This window comes from Paraburkholderia sp. FW306-2-2C-D06C (assembly GCF_058781505.1).
The window spans coordinates 88,474-105,452 of sequence record NZ_JBYSWU010000016.1; the positions used below are offsets into that span (position 1 = coordinate 88,474).

A 16,979-nucleotide genomic window follows, 5' to 3' on the forward strand; every position below is an offset into this window, starting at 1 on the left:
CGCGCCGTACGCCACATTGTGCGCTAGGCTGTGTGACGCTTACGGTAACCGTCGAGGAAACGCGCGATCCGGTTGATCGAATCCGCGAGATCGTCCACGTTCGGCAGGAACACGACGCGGAAGTGATCCGGCGTCTTCCAGTTGAAACCGCTGCCCTGCACGAGCAGCACACGTTCTTCCAGCAGCAGGTCGAGGATGAACTGCTGGTCGTCATGGATCGGATACAGCTTCGGATCGAGGCGCGGAAACATATAGAGCGCCGCTTCGGGCTTCACGCAGGTCACGCCGGGAATGGCCGTCAGCATGTCATACGCGAGTTCGCGCTGTTTGTACAGGCGGCCGTTCGGCACGATTAGGTCGTTGATGCTCTGATAGCCGCCGAGCGCGGTCTGGATCGCGTACTGGCCGGGCACGTTCGGGCACAGGCGCATGGAGGCCAGAATGCCGAGCCCTTCGAAGTAGTCTTTCGCGTGACGGCGGTTCTCGCCGGTGAGGCCCGAGATGAACATCCAGCCGGCGCGGTAGCCGCATGAACGGTAGCTCTTCGACAGGCTGTTGAACGTGACGGTGAGCACGTCCTCGGACAACGCGGCCATCGACGTATGCACCTTGCCGTCGTAGACGATCTTGTCGTAGACCTCGTCGGCGAAGATGATCAGGCCGTGCTGACGGGCGATCTCGATCAGGCCGAGCAGCAATTCGTCCGAATACAGCGCGCCGGTGGGGTTGTTCGGGTTGATGACCACGAGCGCACGGGTGTTCGGCGTGATTTTCGAGCGGATGTCGTCGAGATCGGGCATCCAGCTGTTCGCTTCGTCGCAGATGTAATGCACCGGCGTGCCGCCCGACAGGCTCACGCCCGCGGTCCACAGCGGGTAGTCCGGTGCGGGCAGCAGCACTTCGTCGCCGTCGTTGAGCAGCCCCTGCATCGCCATCACGATCAGTTCGGAGGCGCCGTTGCCGATATAGATGTCGTCGAGTTCGACGCCGTGCACGCCCTTTTGCTGCGTGTAATGCATGATCGCCTTGCGCGCGGCGAACACACCCTTGGAATCCGAGTAGCCAGACGAGCCCGGCAGGTTCAGGATCATGTCCTGAATGATTTCATCCGGCGCGTCGAAGCCGAACGGCGCGAGGTTGCCGATGTTCAGCTTGATGATGCGATGGCCTTCTTCTTCGAGCCGCTTCGCATGTTCGAGGACGGGCCCGCGAATGTCGTAGCAGACGTTCAGCAACTTGTTGGACTTGAGAATCTGTTTCACGGCGGGCACTTCATCCTGGTTGATGGGCTTGGGCAAACAAGCGGGGGCGAAAAAACGCCGGGCCGGGCAAATCCGCCGATATGGGGAATGCTGACGCGGCGCGGCCGGCGACGGCTGACAGACGCGGGTTGAGCCGGCTTTGCGCAGATCCGGCCACAGAACCGGCAGATCGCACCGGTGAAGCCGCCGAACGAAAAGCCGCCGGGCAAACGCTGCGGCAACCGCTGGACACACGCCGGGCGACCGCCGGGCAAAGACCGCGCGAGACAACGAGCCAAACAACGAGCCGCCGGGCGGAACAACGAACAAAACAGCGCGCGCAACGAAGGCGGGTAGCCGACCGTGCCCGGCTCTCGCGTGCGGCTCGTGGCGGCACATGAATCGGCACATGAGGTCGCCTATGAAGCGGCCCACGAGGCGACCCATGAAGCGAGGGGCGCCGCTCTCCGGCTAAAAAGCTATAATTTAGCGGATTTTGGCCGACTTCCGCAATGCGCCAACCGCAACGGCAAGCCTTTTCGGCCGCTTCTGTCCCACTCGCGTGTCCCACTCGCGTCAAACCGCCCTGTTCGGCATCCGCCTGGTCAGGCCGCGAACACGCATGATGTCTCACGACGACTTCGGAAAACGAATTTGAAATTACATCAGGATTCCAGCGGCGCCCTGAACACCGTCACCGGCTACGGCGCCGACTATGTCGAAATCAATCTGGTACGCCATTCGGGCAGCATTCTCGTGCTGCCGGATGCGCCCGTCATCCCCTGGCCCGTCTCCTCGTTCGATCAACTGAGCGCAGAGCACTTCGCCATGCTGGTGGAGTCGGCGCCCGAGGTGGTCGTGTTCGGCAGCGGCGAACGGCTGCGTTTTCCGCATCCGCGCCTGACCGCCGCGCTCACCGCCAAACGCATCGGCGTCGAAACGATGGACTTCAAGGCCGCCTGCCGCACCTACAACATTCTGATGGCCGAGGGCCGCAAGGTTGCGGCCGCGTTGCTGATCGAAGCGTAACAGCGCCGTAAGGGTGCCGCGGGGTGCCGCGCAGATGCCGTGCCGGCACGGGGGCTCCCGCTGCGTATGGAAACTGCGGCAACCCGCCGAATTCGCCGCACACCCTGGCCGCGTCACAGCCGATAACGTACACTGCGCGCCATTGGTGCCGCGCCGGCGCCCGGCGGCAAGCGTCGCCTTGGGCCCTGCTGTCACGAGGCCATCAGCCACAGCACCGGCCCTGAAGCACCAGCCGTCATTTCCGAACAACATCGCAACGCCGTCCCATGCGGCGTCGCCCAACAGGTTGAAATCCATGAACGATACGCCGTCCCGGCTACCGCTCAATCGCACCGCGATCCTGCTGCTCCTGCTGACCCTCGCCGTAATCTGGTTCGTGCCGCTCGGCTGGCGCCATCTGCTGCCGAGCGACGAAGGCCGCTACGCCGAAATGGCGCGCGAGATGTTCGTCACCGGCGACTGGATCACGCCGCGCTACAACGGCTACAAGTACTTTGAGAAACCGCCGCTGCAAACCTGGGCGAACGCGCTCACGTTCGCGTGGTTCGGCATCGGCGAATGGCAGGCGCGGCTTTACACCGCGCTGACAGGCTTCGCCGGCGTGCTGTTGATCGGCTTCACCGGCGCGCGCGTGTTCAACGCGGCGACTGGCGTGTTCGCGGCGCTCGTGCTGGCGACCTCGCCGTACTGGAACCTGATGGGCCACTTCAATACGCTCGACATGGGCCTGTCGCTCTGGATGGAGCTCGCGCTGTGCGCGCTGCTGCTTGCGCAGCGCCCCAACCTGCCGAACGCCAGCGTGCGCGGGTGGATGTGGCTGTGCTGGGCGTCGATGGCGCTGGCGGTGCTGTCCAAGGGCCTCGTCGGCGTGATCCTGCCGGGCGCGGTGCTGGTGCTGTATACGCTGATCGCGCGCGACTGGGCAGTCTGGAAACGCCTGCACCTGATCGGCGGCCTGATCGTGTTCTTCGTGATCGTCACGCCCTGGTTCGTGCTGGTTCAACAGCGCAATCCGGAGTTCCTGAACTTCTTCTTCATCGTCCAGCAATTCAAACGCTATCTGACGCCTGAACAGAACCGCCCCGGGCCGTTCTACTACTTCGTGCCGGTGCTGCTGGTCGGGTTCCTGCCGTGGCTGTCGGTCAGCGTGCAGAGCATTCGCCACGCATGGCGCCTGCCGCGTCAGCCGAACGGCTTCGCACCGGTCGTGCTGATGCTGGTGTGGATCGTGTTCATCTTCCTGTTCTTCAGCGCGTCGCACTCGAAGCTGCTGTCCTACACGCTGCCGATCGCCCCCGCCATCGCACTCCTGATCGGCATGTATCTGCCGCTCGTCACGCGCGACCAGCTGCGCCGCCACCTGGCCGGCTACGCGCTGTTTCTGGTGGTGGCGGCATTCGCCGCGCTGTTCCTGTCGCGCTTCGGCAGCGCGCGCAATCCCACCGAACTGTATGTCGAATACCGCACGTGGGTGCTGGCGGCGCTCGCCGTCGGCTTCGTGCTGACGCTGGCGGCGCTGTGGCTGAACCGCCGCAGCCGGGCCGGCATCCTCGGCGCCGTCGCCGCCTTCGGCGCGGCGTGGCTGCTGCTCGGCACGATCGCCGGCACCGGCCACGACGTGTTCGGGCGGCTGAGCTCCGGCGCGCCGCTCGCGCCCCCGATCAAGGCCGAGATCGCCCAACTGCCGGCGGATACGCCGTTCTACTCGGTCGGCGTGCTCGATCACACGCTGCCGTTCTACGTCGGCCATACGATGATCATGGTCGAGCATCCGGACGAGCTGGCCTTCGGCATTTCCGTCGAACCGCAGAAGTGGGTGCCGTCGGTCGACGCCTGGATCGAACGCTGGAAGGCCGATCGCTACGCGCTCGCGCTGATCCCGCCGTCCACTTACGACAAGCTGCTCGCGCAGCACCTGCCGATGCAGGTCATCGCTCGCGATGCGCGCCGTGTGGTGGTGATGAAGCCAGCATCGGCGCCCGCTGCATCGACGCCCGCTGCAATGGCGCCCGTAGACAAACCACAACAATGACCCCAGATCAGGATCTGAACGTTCGATGAACCCGATTTCCCTCTTTTGCATTCTCGCCGGTGTCACGTTGAACGCCGGCGCGCAGTTGCTGCTCAAAGCCGGAACGAATGCCGTTGGACACTTCGAATTCACACGTGCGAATATCCTGCCCATCGCCTCCCGGCTCGCGACCCAGCCGCCGATCATCGGCGGACTGGCCTGCTATGTGATCAGCGTCGCCGTGTGGGTGATCGGACTGTCGCGCGTGGATGTGTCGATTGCCTATCCGATGCTGTCGCTCGGTTACATCGTCAACGCGTTCGCGGCGTGGTATCTGTTCGGCGAAGTGCTATCGGTGCAGAAACTGGTGGGAATCGGCATCATCCTGATCGGCGTGTTCATCCTGGCGCGAAGCTAGGCGCCACGCGGCCGGCGGAGCATGCCGGGCACGATTTATTACCGTTTATTGCCGCGCCGGCGCACGCGGCAAGGATGCTCGCGGCAAAGATGCCGTAAGCGAGCCTCGACGCCGGCTAAGCAAAACGTAAGGATGGCCGCGGTATCCTTCGCGGTTGCGCCCTTTTTTAGCCGTGGCCTTGGGTTTGCGCGCAGTTCGCACGTTTGCGGTTGCACATTCGCAATTGCACGTCATTTCGCACCCACTGGTTACGCCTCTTTCAATCGAGCGAAGCATTCATGAGCCAGTCAACAGTCCCGTTTTTGCCGTTTGTCAAACCCGAAATCGATGAAGAAACGATCCAGGGCGTCGCCGACGTGCTCCGCTCCGGCTGGATCACCACCGGCCCGCAGAACCAGAAGTTCGAAGCGGCGCTGTCCGAATTCTGCGGCGGCCGTCCGGTGCGCACGTTCAACTCGGGCACGGCGACGCTCGAAATCGGGCTGCGCATTGCCGGCGTGGGCGAAGGCGACGAAGTCATCACCACGCCCGCCTCGTGGGTCGCGACCAGCAACGTGATCTATGAAGTCGGCGCGACGCCGGTGTTCGTGGACATCGATCCGGTCACCCGCAATATCGACCTGAATCTGCTCGAGAAGGCGATCACACCGCGCACCAAGGCGATTATTCCGGTTTACCTGTCGGGCCTGCCGGTCGACATGGACCGTCTCTACGCCATCGCCCGCGCCCACAAGCTGCGTGTGATCGAAGACGCCGCGCAGGCATTCGGTTCGACGTGGAAGGGCGAGCGGATCGGCAAGCTCGGCGATATGGTCTCGTTCAGCTTCCACGCGAACAAGAACCTGACTTCGATCGAAGGCGGCGCATTGGTGCTGAACAACGAAGAAGAAGCGATCCTCGCGCAGAAGTACCGGCTGCAAGGCATCACCCGCACCGGCTTCGACGGCATGGACTGCGACGTGCTCGGCGGCAAGTACAACCTCACGGACGTCGCCGCGCGCGTCGGCCTCGGCCAGTTGCCGCATCTGGAGCGCTTCATTGCGCAGCGCAAGAAGCTCGTGCGCGCCTATTTCGCCGGCCTCGAAGGCGGCGCGGCGGTGAAGCTGGGTATCGGCCTGCCGTTTGCCGACTTCGAAAACAGCAACTGGCACATGTTCCAGATCACGCTGCCGCTCGAGAAACTCTCGATCGACCGCGCCGGTTTCATGGGCGCGCTGAAAGAGCGCGGCATCGGCTCGGGCGTGCACTACCCGGCGATCCACCTGTTCTCGCTGTACCGTGCGCGCGGCTTCAAGGAAGGGATGTTCCCGCATGCGGAGCGCTTCGGCTCCACCAACGTCACACTGCCGCTGTTCACACTGATGAACGATGGCGACGTGGAGCGGGTCTGCCGCGCGGTCAATGAAATTTGCGAACAATACGGAAAATAAGCGGAAATGAGTTATACGGAACATGGCGCCGTCGCACCGGAAGTGTCGATCATCATCCCGGTGTACAACGAGGAAGCCGGGCTGGCCGCGCTGTTCGCGCGCCTCTATCCGGCGCTCGACGCGCTCGGCACCGGCTATGAAGTGATCTTCATCAACGACGGCAGCCGCGACAAATCCGCCGCCCTGCTCGCCGGGCAGTTCCGCGCGCGGCCCGACACCACCCGCGTGATTCTGCTGAACGGCAACTACGGCCAGCACATGGCGATTCTGGCGGGCTTCGAGCAATCGCGCGGCGAGATCGTGATCACGCTCGACGCCGACTTGCAGAATCCGCCTGAAGAAATCGGCAAGCTGGTCTCGAAGATGCGCGAAGGCTACGACTACGTCGGCACGATTCGCCTGCAACGCCAGGACAGCTTGTGGCGCCGCAAGGCATCGCGCGCAATGAACCGCCTGCGCGAGCGCATCACGCGTATCAAGATGACCGACCAGGGCTGCATGCTGCGCGCGTACAGCCGGCACATCATCGACACGATCAATCGCTGCGGCGAGATCAACACCTTCATTCCGGCGCTCGCGTACACCTTCGCGCAGAATCCGGTCGAAATCGAAGTCGCGCACGAAGAGCGTTTTGCCGGCGAATCGAAATACTCGCTCTATAGCCTGATCCGTCTGAATTTCGACCTGGTCACCGGCTTCTCGGTCGTGCCGTTGCAATGGCTGTCGTTCATCGGCGTGATTCTGTCGCTCGGTTCCGCGGCGCTGTTCGTGCTGCTGCTGATTCGCCGCTTCATCATCGGCGCGGAAGTGCAAGGTGTGTTCACGCTGTTCGCCATCACCTTCTTCCTGCTCGGCGTGATCATCTTCGCGCTTGGCCTGCTCGGCGAATACATCGGGCGGATCTATCAGCAGGTGCGCGCGCGTCCGCGTTATCTGGTGCAGACGATTCTCGAACAGCGCGACGGAGCCACCGTCACCGAAGCGCCGCGTCAGTCCGTTGTGCAGGCGGTGCAAACCGCGCCGCTGATCGATCAGGGACCCACTCCATGAAACCGCGCGCAGTCGTATTCGCGTATCACAACGTCGGCGTGCGCTGCCTGCAGGTGCTGCTCGCACGCGGCGTCGACGTGGCGCTGGTCGTCACCCACGAAGACAGCCCGACCGAAAACATCTGGTTCGGCAGCGTCGCCTCGGTGGCGGCCGGGCACGGCATTCCGGTCGTCACGCCGGCCGATCCGAAGAGCGCCGAACTGCGCGCCGCGGTGAGCGCCGCGCGGCCGGACTTCATTTTCTCGTTCTACTACCGCCACATGTTGCCGGTCGACCTGCTGGCGCTCGCCGCACGGGGCGCTTACAACATGCACGGCTCGCTGCTGCCGAAGTACCGCGGCCGCGTGCCGACCAACTGGGCGGTGCTCAACGGCGAAACCGAGACCGGCGCGACGCTGCACGAAATGGCCGCCAAGCCCGACGCGGGCGCGATCATCGCGCAAACGCCGGTGCCGATCCTGCCCGACGACACCGCCGCGCAAGTGTTCGACAAAGTCACGGTGGCCGCCGAGCAAACCCTGTGGCGCGTGCTGCCGGCCCTGCTGGCGGGCGAAGCGCCGCATCTGCCGAACGATCTGTCGCACGGCAGTTACTACGGCGGGCGCAAGCCCGACGACGGCCGCATCGACTGGGCGCAGCCGGCGCAGCAGGTCTACAACCTGATCCGCGCCGTCGCGCCGCCCTATCCCGGCGCGTTCACCGATATCGGCGACCAGCGTTTCATCATCGCCCGTGCACGTCTGGCCACGCCCGGCGCGCTTCGCTCGGATTTGCCCCCGGGCCTGCACGTAAGCGATAATGCCGTTTTCGCGATATGCGGCGACGGCCGCGCGATCGCCATCCACGAATTGCGGCGCCAGCATGACGGCAACGAAACCGTCGTCACCCCGGCCGAATTCGCCCAGCTCATCCAAACTCCCCGTCATTCATGAAAAAAGTCCTGATTCTGGGTGTGAACGGCTTCATTGGCCATCACCTGTCCAAACGCATTCTCGAAACGACCGATTGGGAAGTCTTCGGGATGGACATGCAGACCGAACGTCTCGGCGACCTCGTCAATCATGAGCGGATGCACTTCTTTGAAGGCGACATCACGATCAACAAGGAGTGGGTCGAATATCACATCAAGAAGTGCGATGTGATTCTGCCGCTGGTCGCGATCGCTACGCCCGCCACGTACGTGAAGCAGCCGCTGCGCGTGTTCGAGCTGGACTTCGAAGCGAATCTGCCGATCGTGCGTTCGGCCGTCAAGTACGGCAAGCATCTCGTGTTTCCGTCCACGTCCGAGGTCTACGGCATGTGCACGGACGAGCAGTTCGACCCGGAAGAATCGCAACTGTCGTACGGCCCGATCAACAAGCCGCGCTGGATTTACGCGTGCTCGAAGCAGCTGATGGACCGCGTGATCTGGGGCTACGGCATGGAAGGCCTGAACTTCACGCTGTTCCGTCCGTTCAACTGGATCGGCCCGGGCCTCGACTCGATCTATACGCCGAAGGAAGGCAGCTCGCGCGTGGTCACGCAGTTCCTCGGCCATATCGTGCGCGGCGAGAACATCAGCCTCGTCGACGGCGGCGCGCAAAAGCGTGCGTTCACGGATATCGACGACGGCATCGGCGCACTGATGAAGATCATCGAGAACAGGAACGGCGTGGCGACGGGCAAGATCTACAACATCGGCAATCCGACCAACAACTTCTCGGTGCGCGAGCTCGCGCACAAGATGCTGACGCTGGCCGCCGAATTCCCGGAATACGCGCAGACGGCCAAGCAGGTGCAACTGGTCGAAACGTCGTCGGGCGCGTACTACGGTGCGGGCTACCAGGACGTGCAAAACCGCGTGCCGAAGATCGACAACACGATGCAGGAACTCGGCTGGGCGCCGAAGTCGACCTTCGACGAAGCGCTGCGCAAGATTTTCGAAGCGTACCGCGGCCACGTCGCCGAAGCACGCGCGCTCGTCGAACAGTAATAAGGGCTGATCCTTGCCTCGTATCGTTCTGAAGATCGACGTCGACACGCTGCGCGGCACCCGCGAAGGCGTGCCGAATCTCGCGCGTATCTTCGACCGCTTCAAGGCGCGCGCCACCTTCCTCTTCAGCCTCGGCCCCGACCATACCGGTTGGGCGATGCGCCGCGTATTGCGGCCGGGCTTTCTGCAGAAGGTGTCGCGCACTTCGGTGGTCGAACATTATGGCGTCAAGCAACTGATGTACGGGGTGCTGCTGCCCGGTCCGGACATCGGCGCGAAGGCGTCGGCGGAAATGCGGGCGATCCATGAAGCCGGCTTCGAATGCGGCATTCATACGTGGGATCACGTGTACTGGCAGGACAACGTGCGCACGCGCGACCGCGCATGGACCGCGGCGCAGATGCAGAAAAGCCATGACCGCTTCATCGAGATCTTCGGCGCGCCGCCCGTCACGCACGGCGCGGCCGGCTGGCAGATGAACGGCCACGCGTTCGAACAGATCGACGCGTGGGGCATGCGCTACGCGTCCGACGGGCGCGGCCACTCGCCGTATCTGCCGGTAGTCGACGGCCGGCAACTGTCGCATGTGCAGATGCCCACCACGCTGCCGACCCTCGACGAAGTGCTCGGCGTGGACGGCGTCGATCTGAACAACGTCGCCGCGTGGATGCTGAAGCACACCGAAAACAATCCGCACGATCAGGTGTTCACGCTGCACGCCGAACTCGAAGGGCAAAAGCTCGCGCCGATTTTCGAACAGCTGCTGGACGGCTGGCGCGCGCAAGGCCACAGCTTCGCGACGATGGGCGACTACTACGCCACGCTAGACCGCAGCACGCTGCCATCGTACCCTGTTACATGGGGTGAAATTCCAGGCCGCTCCGGCGAGTTGATTGTCCAGCCATCATAGGCGGCCCTGACCGACCCGACCGCCGCGCGTCCATGTTCCGCGCACCGGTCGACCTCCCCGAATGCCTCTATGCCAGGCCGACGCTGCCGCAACAATCCGGCGCCGGCCATAACAACCGGAGAACCTCGTGCCCATCGCAGTCGACCAACCCGTCCCCGACTTCACCGCCCCTGCTACCGGCGGCGAGATCACGCTGTCCAAGCTGCGGAGCAAAAAGGTGGTGCTGTATTTTTATCCGAAGGACAACACGCCGGGCTGCACGACCGAAGGCCTGCAATTCCGCGATCTGTATCCGAAGTTCAAGAAAGCCGGCGCGGAAATTCTCGGCGTGTCGCGCGACAGCCTGCGCTCGCATGACAATTTCAAGGCGAAGCTCGAACTGCCGTTCCCGTTGATCTCGGATCCGGAAGAGGCGCTGTGCACGCTCTTCAATGTCATGAAAATGAAGAAAATGTATGGCAAAGAAGTACGGGGAATCGAGCGCTCCACGTTCCTCATCGACGGCGAAGGCGTGCTGCGTCAGGAGTGGCGCGGCGTGAAAGTGCCGGGGCATGTCGATGACATTCTGGAGGCTGTACAAGCGCTTTGAGGCGCGTTATATTGGGTTGCAATGAGTGCCTGTCCACCCCATTCTTTCCGCAGCTGCGCCAGACTTCACGGCCGTTTTACCGGTTCCGTCGAAGCCGTGAGGCGCAACTCGATAACCGTAGGCGAGCCGCTTGCCCCGTACGCCGGGGCGGCGGCTTTTTTAATTGCGCACAGCCGTTCGTTCACTCGGCCAGGCGCTTCCGTTAAGGAGCCGATCGAAGACCAGGCGAACCGGCATCTCTAGACCGAATGCGCGCCTCCGGGCGCAAACTGCGTGCGCACTCACTGGCATCGGCAGAATGCGACAGGCGGCGCACGATATGTGACCCGATTATTTCGAGGGAAACCATGCCTTTGCCTACCCCCCCCAGCAAGCTCGGCAATCTCCTGCCGCCTGACGAATACAAGGCCAAAGCCGCCACGCCGGCGCGCTCCGCCGCGAAGAAACAGGCGAGCGAAGGGGACACCGCAGAGTCGGCCGATTACGGCCGCGCGAACGTCGCCACGCCGATGGCGCATGCCGCCAATGCCGCGACCACTTTGCGGCCCGTGCCGGCGTCGTCCGCATCCGCTGCTGCGTCTGCCGTTGCCGGGCAAGCCGCACCGGCGCGTGGCGGCCGAAAATCGAAGCAGGCCGCCGCGCTGCTGCAGCCCGTGCCTGCCGCCCGTCCGCAAGCCGAGGCGGGGCATGCCAAGTCCGCCACACCCGCTGCACAGCCGCAGCCGGCTGTCGCACGCACGCCGAGCGCGAAGCAACCCGCTGCCAGCGCACCTGCGGCCGTAGCACCCAGCACGCGCGGCACGGGCAAGCAACGCGGCACAGCCGCCGAGCAGGTCGAAGTCCAGAAGCTCTTCGTGCTCGACACCAACGTGCTGATGCACGACCCGAGCTGCCTGTTCCGTTTCGAGGAACACGACGTCTATCTGCCGATGATGACGTTGGAAGAACTCGACAACCACAAGAAAGGCATGTCGGAAGTCGCCCGCAACGCGCGCCAGGTGAGCCGCACGCTGGACGCGCTGGTGGCGAATGCCGGCAACATGTCGGACGGCATTTCGCTCGCGCGTCTGGGCAGCCGCGAGGCATCCGGGCGTCTGTACTTCCAGACCAAGCTCACCGCCATCGAGCCTGTTGAAGGTCTGCCGGAAGGTAAGGCCGACAACCAGATTCTCGGCGTCGTGCGCGCATTGCAGCGCGACCGGATGGACCGCCAGGTCGTGCTGGTGTCGAAAGACATCAATATGCGCATCAAGGCGCATGCGCTCGGCCTGCCCGCCGAGGATTACTTCAACGACCAGGTGCTCGAGGACAGCGATCTGCTGTTTTCAGGCATTCGCGCGCTGCCACAGGATTTCTGGACCAGGCACGCGAAGGGCATGGAGAGCTGGCAGGACACCAAAACGGGCACCACGTATTACCGCGTGACCGGTCCGCTGTGCGCGTCGATGCTGGTCAACGAGTTCGTCTATCTGGAACCGCAGAACGGCGAGCCGACCTTTCATGCGCTGGTGCGCGAGTTGAACGGCAAGACGGCGCTCCTGCAAACCTTGCGCGACTACGGCCACCACAAGAACAACGTGTGGGGTATCACGGCGCGCAATCGCGAGCAGAATTTCGCGCTGAACCTGTTGATGAATCCGGAAATCGACTTCGTCACGCTGCTGGGTCAGGCCGGTACCGGCAAGACTTTGGTCGCGTTGGCCGCAGGTCTCGCGCAGGTGCTCGACGACAAGCGCTACAACGAGATCATCGTGACGCGCGCGACGGTGCCGGTCGGTGAAGACATCGGCTTTCTGCCAGGCACGGAAGAGGAAAAGATGCAGCCGTGGATGGGTGCATTCGACGACAACCTCGAAGTGCTGCAGAAAACCGACGACGCCGCCGGCGAATGGGGGCGCGCCGCGACTCAGGAGCTGATCCGCTCGCGCCTGAAGGTCAAGAGCATGAACTTCATGCGCGGCCGCACGTTCGTGGACAAGTATCTGATCATCGACGAGGCGCAAAACCTGACGCCCAAGCAGATGAAGACTTTGGTCACGCGCGCCGGTCCAGGCACGAAAATCATCTGCCTCGGCAATATCGCGCAGATCGACACGCCATACCTGACGGAAGGCAGCTCGGGGCTGACGTACGTGGTCGACCGTTTCAAGGGCTGGGCGCACAGCGGGCACGTGACGCTGGCGCGCGGCGAACGCTCGCGCCTCGCGGATTACGCGTCTGAAATTCTTTAAGCTTCAACGATTTAGCGTTTCTCTCGAAACCGCGTCCGGTTTGCGCCGGACGCGGTTTTTTTTATTGCCCGCGCGTTCCCGGCGGACAACACTTAGCGCACGAACTTCAAGTAATTTGTCAAGAATTCTTGCCGGAGCCATGTTCGACCGGCTACCATCCGGACATCCTCTGCCTTTAAACGAACGTTTACCGCTCGCCCGCCTTCATGCGCCGACTTGCCTTTTCGTTGCTGATCGTTTCGCTGCTCGCCGCCTGTGCCGACGCACCGCAGAAGACGTCGCACGGGTCTGGCAGCTCGGTCACCGTGGCGAACGGCGCTTATCGCACGCCGCCGGCGGGCTTCCCGACTTTCGTCGATCACAGCATCGGCCGTGAGGAAATCTCGATTCAGGCGATGAGTCTGGTCGGCATTCCATACCGCTGGGGTGGCAATACGCCCGATAGCGGCTTCGATTGCAGCGGATTGGTTCGCTATGTGGTGTCGCGCGCGGCGTCCGTGAATTTGCCCCGGACCACCGCGGACATGAGCGGGCGCGGCGAGTCGATCGAACCGGACGAAATCGCGCCTGGCGATCTGATTTTCTTCAACACGACCGGCCGCCCGCATTCGCACGTCGGCATCTACGTCGGCAAGCTGCGCTTCGTCAATGCACCGTCGACGGGCGGCACGGTGCGGCTCGACTATCTGACCAATCCGTATTGGGCCAAGCGCTTCGACGGCATCCGGCGCGTGGCGGCGCCGACCGCGGCACCAACGCCGTTCGATACGCCGGGCTATCAGGCTTCGGCGCCGCAGGAGCGGGCCGCGCCGGCGTACGCGAACACTGCGGCAAACCTGGCGCCGGCAGCGAAAGCGGTGCCGCAGCCGCCGGTCTATGCGGCGGGCGCGCCGGCGCCGCAGCAAGCGACACGCATTGCGGCGCCCCCTCGTGCTCCGTTGACCGCGGCAACCCAGCCGGCCGTAGCGCCAAACACAGCGTTGGCAGCGCAAGCCGATCCGTTTGAACCGCCGCCGCCCGGCATGAGCGCCGCGCAAATGCAGGCGCGCGCAGCAGGCGCGGTAGCGCCGACACCGGAGCAAGCCGCCCAGCCGGGCATGCCGGACAGCGGTCCCGCCAATTCGATAGCTCAAGAAGTACCGGCTCCACGCGCTGGCACTGCCACCGGCACTCGCGCGTCCGCTGCGCCTGCCGCCATCGCCCGCGCTCCAGACCCGATCGACGCCGCCGCCGATGCGTTCGAACCGCCCCCACCTGCGTCGGTCGCAGTACGCCAGGCACAGCAGGCACGGCAGGCGGATGCGAATGAAGGGGTGCAGATCATGCGCGCCTCCGCCTCGCGCGGCGTCGCCGCACCCACGCAAACCACCGACGACCCCATCGCACGCTTCGCCAACGGCAATTTCTGACGCCGCGGCGGACCGCGCGGCAGTTGCCATCTTCCGCGTCCGTCCCTGCTGTAACGCCTCCGATCTGCTATCGTCTTCGATATTCTTCCGACAGCGGGTAACGACGATGGATCTCGGGCTGAAAGACAAGGTGGTGCTGATTACCGGCGGCAGCAAAGGCATCGGACTCGCCTGTGCGCGCGCGTTCGCGATGGAAGGCGCCAAGGTCGCGATCGTCTCGCGCGACCCCGCCAATCTCGCGCGAGCCTACGAAGAGTTGCGCCAGGAAGGCCTGCACGTGCATCGGACGCGCGCCGACCTGCACGAGCCGCACAGCGCCGCCGATATCGTCGAGGAAGTCACGACCGCGGTCGGCCCGATCGACGTGCTGATCAACAGCGCCGGCGCGGCCCGCCGCTACGACCCGGAAACGCTCGACGCCGACGCTTTCCGGGCGACCATGGAAGCGAAGTATTTCCCGTACATCTATCCGCAGCAGGAAGTGCTGCGCCGGATGACCGCGCGGATAAAGACCGGGGAAAGCACGGAGCCCGGCACGATCGTCAATATCATCGGTATGGGCGGCAAGATCGCGAGCGATATCCACATCGCCGGCGGCGCAGCGAATGCGGCGCTGATGCTCGCGACTGTCGGCCTCGCGCACTACTATGCGCGCTACGGCATCCGCATCAACGCGATCAATCCGGGTTCGACGCTGACCGAGCGCGTCGAGGAAGCGGTCAAGCTGGAAGCGTCGCAGCAAGGCATCGACAGCGCGGACGCACTGGCGCGCGGCCAGGCGAAAGTGCCGCTCGGACGCTATGCAAAACCGGAGGAAATCGCCGACGTCGCGCTGTTTCTGGCGAGCCGCCGTGCGAGCTATGTGACGGGCGCAATCGTCCCGATGGATGGAGGCAACACGCCGCTGATCTGAGCGGCGCGCTTGACAGCTTTTACAGCGCGGACAGCTTTGCCCGCGCTTACAGGAAGCGGTGGCCGAGCCACCAGCCTGCCGCGGCGAGCGCCGCGGAGGCCGGAATCGTCAGAATCCACGCCCAGACAATGTTGCCGGCCACGCCCCAACGCACCGCGCTCAGCTTCTGCGTAGCGCCGACACCGACGATCGCGCCGGTGATCGTATGCGTGGTGGACACCGGAATGCCGAGCCACGATGCGGTAAACAGCGTGATCGCCCCGCCCGACTCCGCGCAAAAACCGCCCACCGGCTTCAGCTTGGTGATCTTCTGTCCCATCGTGCGCACGATCCGCCAGCCGCCGAACAGTGTGCCGATACCCATCGACAGATAGCAGCCGCCGATCACCCACAACGGCGGCGCATCGGCAATCGACGACGCATAGCCGGTCGCGATCAGCAGCATCCAGATGATGCCGATGGTTTTCTGCGCATCGTTGCCGCCGTGGCCAAGGCTATACAAACCCGCGGAAAGCAGTTGCAAGCGCCGGAAACGCCGGTCGACCTTGCTCGGCGGCGTGCGGAAATAGACCCACGACACCGCCAGCATGAAGAACGATCCGAGCACGAAACCGAGCAGCGGTGAGATGAAAATGAAAGCCACCGTCTTCATCAAACCGTCGAGATTGAGCGAACTCCAGCCCGACTTGGCGAGCGCCGCGCCCACCAGCCCGCCGATTAGCGCGTGCGACGAACTGGACGGAATGCCGTAATGCCAGGTGATGACGTTCCAGCCGATCGCGCCGACCAGCGCGCCGAAAATGACGTAGTGATCGACGATAGCCGGATCGATCGTGCCCTTGCCGACCGTCTGCGCCACTTTCAGATGGAATACGAAATACGCGACGACGTTGAATGCCGCCGCGAACGCCACGGCCTGCTGCGGTTTCAGCACGCCGGTCGACACGACTGTGGCGATCGAATTCGCCGCGTCGTGGAAGCCGTTCATGAAGTCGAAAATCAGCGCGACGGCGACCAGGGCGGCGACCGCCCAGATAGCGAGTTGTATCGATTGCATTATGCGTTTTCCAGCACGATGCCTTCGATGATGTTCGCTACGTCCTCACACTTGTCGGTGATCGTTTCGAGCAGTTCGTAAATCGCTTTCAGCTTGATCAGCGTCTTGACGTTGTCTTCTTCGCGGAACAGCTTCGACATCGCCGAGCGCAGCACGCGGTCGGCTTCCGATTCCAGACGGTCGATTTCCTCGCACGCCTTCAGAATCTGGCTCGCCTGCTTCATGTCCGACAGCAGGCTGACGGCGAACTGCACGCGCTCGGACGTGGCCGTGCAGATGTGCGCCAGCTGGCTCGCTTCCGAGGTCACCGCCTGCACGTCGTACAGCGAGATAGCGGTGGCGACGTCCTCCATCAGATCGAGGATGTCGTCCATCGTGGTGATCAGCTTGTGGATCTCGTCGCGGTCCAGCGGCGTGATGAAAGTCTTGTGCAGCAGGTCGATGGTTTCGTGCGTGAGCTTGTCAGCGGCCTTCTCGGCTTTCTGCACGTTTTGCTTATGAGTCTCGGCGTCCTGCAGATTGTCGATCAGCAGCTCGAGTTCGCGGCTCGCCGAGACGATGCACTTTGCGTGCGCATTGAAAATTTCAAAGAACTTGCCCTCGGTGGGCATGAAACGACCGAACATTGGGATCCCGGAAATTGGCCACGTAATGGCTGACATAAAACCGCCACATTGTACCGTTCCGGGATCGATGTCGCACTTTTGAAAGCGTCGTTA

The 16,979-nt window shown here is 63.5% G+C and carries 15 protein-coding genes; 12 read left to right on the forward strand and 3 right to left on the reverse strand.

Annotation, left to right across the window (positions count from 1 at the left end; all coding sequences use genetic code 11):
* Window positions 1–23: 23 nt before the first annotated feature.
* Entirely contained in the window at window positions 24–1,271 is a 1,248-nt protein-coding gene (locus tag AC3WLT_RS14795) for a pyridoxal phosphate-dependent aminotransferase (protein WP_492592511.1), read from the reverse strand.
* A 624-nt stretch (window positions 1,272–1,895) separates the two neighbouring features.
* On the opposite strand from AC3WLT_RS14795, the gene AC3WLT_RS14800 reads away from it, so the two are divergent.
* The 12 genes from AC3WLT_RS14800 (at window position 1,896) to AC3WLT_RS14855 (ending at window position 15,203) form a co-directional block, all read left to right on the forward strand.
* The gene (locus AC3WLT_RS14800) at window positions 1,896–2,270 is read left to right on the forward strand and encodes an Mth938-like domain-containing protein (protein ID WP_492592461.1); all 375 of its coding nucleotides are present in this window, start codon (window positions 1,896–1,898) and stop codon (window positions 2,268–2,270) included.
* Between the two features lie 295 nt (window positions 2,271–2,565).
* On the forward strand, window positions 2,566–4,302 hold the full coding sequence (locus AC3WLT_RS14805; protein WP_492592462.1) for a glycosyltransferase family 39 protein: 1,737 nt from the start codon (window positions 2,566–2,568) through the stop codon (window positions 4,300–4,302).
* Between the two features lie 25 nt (window positions 4,303–4,327).
* Window positions 4,328–4,699, forward strand: a complete 372-nt coding sequence (locus tag AC3WLT_RS14810; RefSeq protein ID WP_492592463.1) for an SMR family transporter — start codon at window positions 4,328–4,330, stop codon at window positions 4,697–4,699.
* 278 nt (window positions 4,700–4,977) lie between these two features.
* Window positions 4,978–6,129 carry a DegT/DnrJ/EryC1/StrS family aminotransferase gene (locus tag AC3WLT_RS14815; protein WP_492592464.1) on the forward strand — a complete coding sequence of 384 codons (1,152 nt, stop codon included), beginning with the start codon at window positions 4,978–4,980 and terminating at the stop codon, window positions 6,127–6,129.
* Window positions 6,130–6,135: 6 nt separating this feature from the next.
* Window positions 6,136–7,179 carry a glycosyltransferase gene (locus AC3WLT_RS14820; protein WP_492592465.1) on the forward strand — a complete coding sequence of 348 codons (1,044 nt, stop codon included), beginning with the start codon at window positions 6,136–6,138 and terminating at the stop codon, window positions 7,177–7,179.
* The gene (locus tag AC3WLT_RS14825; RefSeq protein ID WP_492592466.1) at window positions 7,176–8,111 is read left to right on the forward strand and encodes a formyltransferase; all 936 of its coding nucleotides are present in this window, start codon (window positions 7,176–7,178) and stop codon (window positions 8,109–8,111) included. The genes AC3WLT_RS14820 and AC3WLT_RS14825 overlap by 4 nt, the downstream gene beginning before the upstream one ends.
* Window positions 8,108–9,151 (forward strand): bifunctional UDP-4-keto-pentose/UDP-xylose synthase, encoded by a 1,044-nt coding sequence (locus AC3WLT_RS14830; RefSeq protein ID WP_492592467.1) that lies wholly within the window; start codon window positions 8,108–8,110, stop codon window positions 9,149–9,151. Before AC3WLT_RS14825 ends, AC3WLT_RS14830 begins: the two co-directional genes overlap by 4 nt.
* A 13-nt stretch (window positions 9,152–9,164) precedes the next feature.
* Window positions 9,165–10,061: a polysaccharide deacetylase family protein gene (locus AC3WLT_RS14835; protein ID WP_492592468.1), complete on the forward strand. Its 897-nt coding sequence runs from the start codon at window positions 9,165–9,167 to the stop codon at window positions 10,059–10,061.
* Window positions 10,062–10,188: 127 nt separating this feature from the next.
* Window positions 10,189–10,650 carry a peroxiredoxin gene (locus AC3WLT_RS14840; RefSeq protein ID WP_492592469.1) on the forward strand — a complete coding sequence of 154 codons (462 nt, stop codon included), beginning with the start codon at window positions 10,189–10,191 and terminating at the stop codon, window positions 10,648–10,650.
* 347 nt (window positions 10,651–10,997) lie between these two features.
* On the forward strand, window positions 10,998–12,881 hold the full coding sequence (locus tag AC3WLT_RS14845; RefSeq protein ID WP_492592470.1) for a PhoH family protein: 1,884 nt from the start codon (window positions 10,998–11,000) through the stop codon (window positions 12,879–12,881).
* A 206-nt stretch (window positions 12,882–13,087) separates the two neighbouring features.
* Entirely contained in the window at window positions 13,088–14,290 is a 1,203-nt protein-coding gene (locus AC3WLT_RS14850) for a C40 family peptidase (RefSeq protein WP_492592471.1), read from the forward strand.
* Window positions 14,291–14,396: 106 nt separating this feature from the next.
* Window positions 14,397–15,203, forward strand: coding sequence for an SDR family NAD(P)-dependent oxidoreductase (locus AC3WLT_RS14855; RefSeq protein WP_492592472.1), 807 nt, complete (start codon window positions 14,397–14,399; stop codon window positions 15,201–15,203).
* A 46-nt stretch (window positions 15,204–15,249) separates the two neighbouring features.
* On the opposite strand, the gene AC3WLT_RS14860 is transcribed toward AC3WLT_RS14855, so the two are convergent.
* Window positions 15,250–16,260 (reverse strand): inorganic phosphate transporter, encoded by a 1,011-nt coding sequence (locus tag AC3WLT_RS14860; protein ID WP_492592473.1) that lies wholly within the window; start codon window positions 16,258–16,260, stop codon window positions 15,250–15,252.
* Window positions 16,260–16,886 carry a DUF47 domain-containing protein gene (locus tag AC3WLT_RS14865; protein ID WP_492592474.1) on the reverse strand — a complete coding sequence of 209 codons (627 nt, stop codon included), beginning with the start codon at window positions 16,884–16,886 and terminating at the stop codon, window positions 16,260–16,262. The genes AC3WLT_RS14860 and AC3WLT_RS14865 overlap by 1 nt, the downstream gene beginning before the upstream one ends.
* Window positions 16,887–16,979 lie beyond the last annotated feature (93 nt).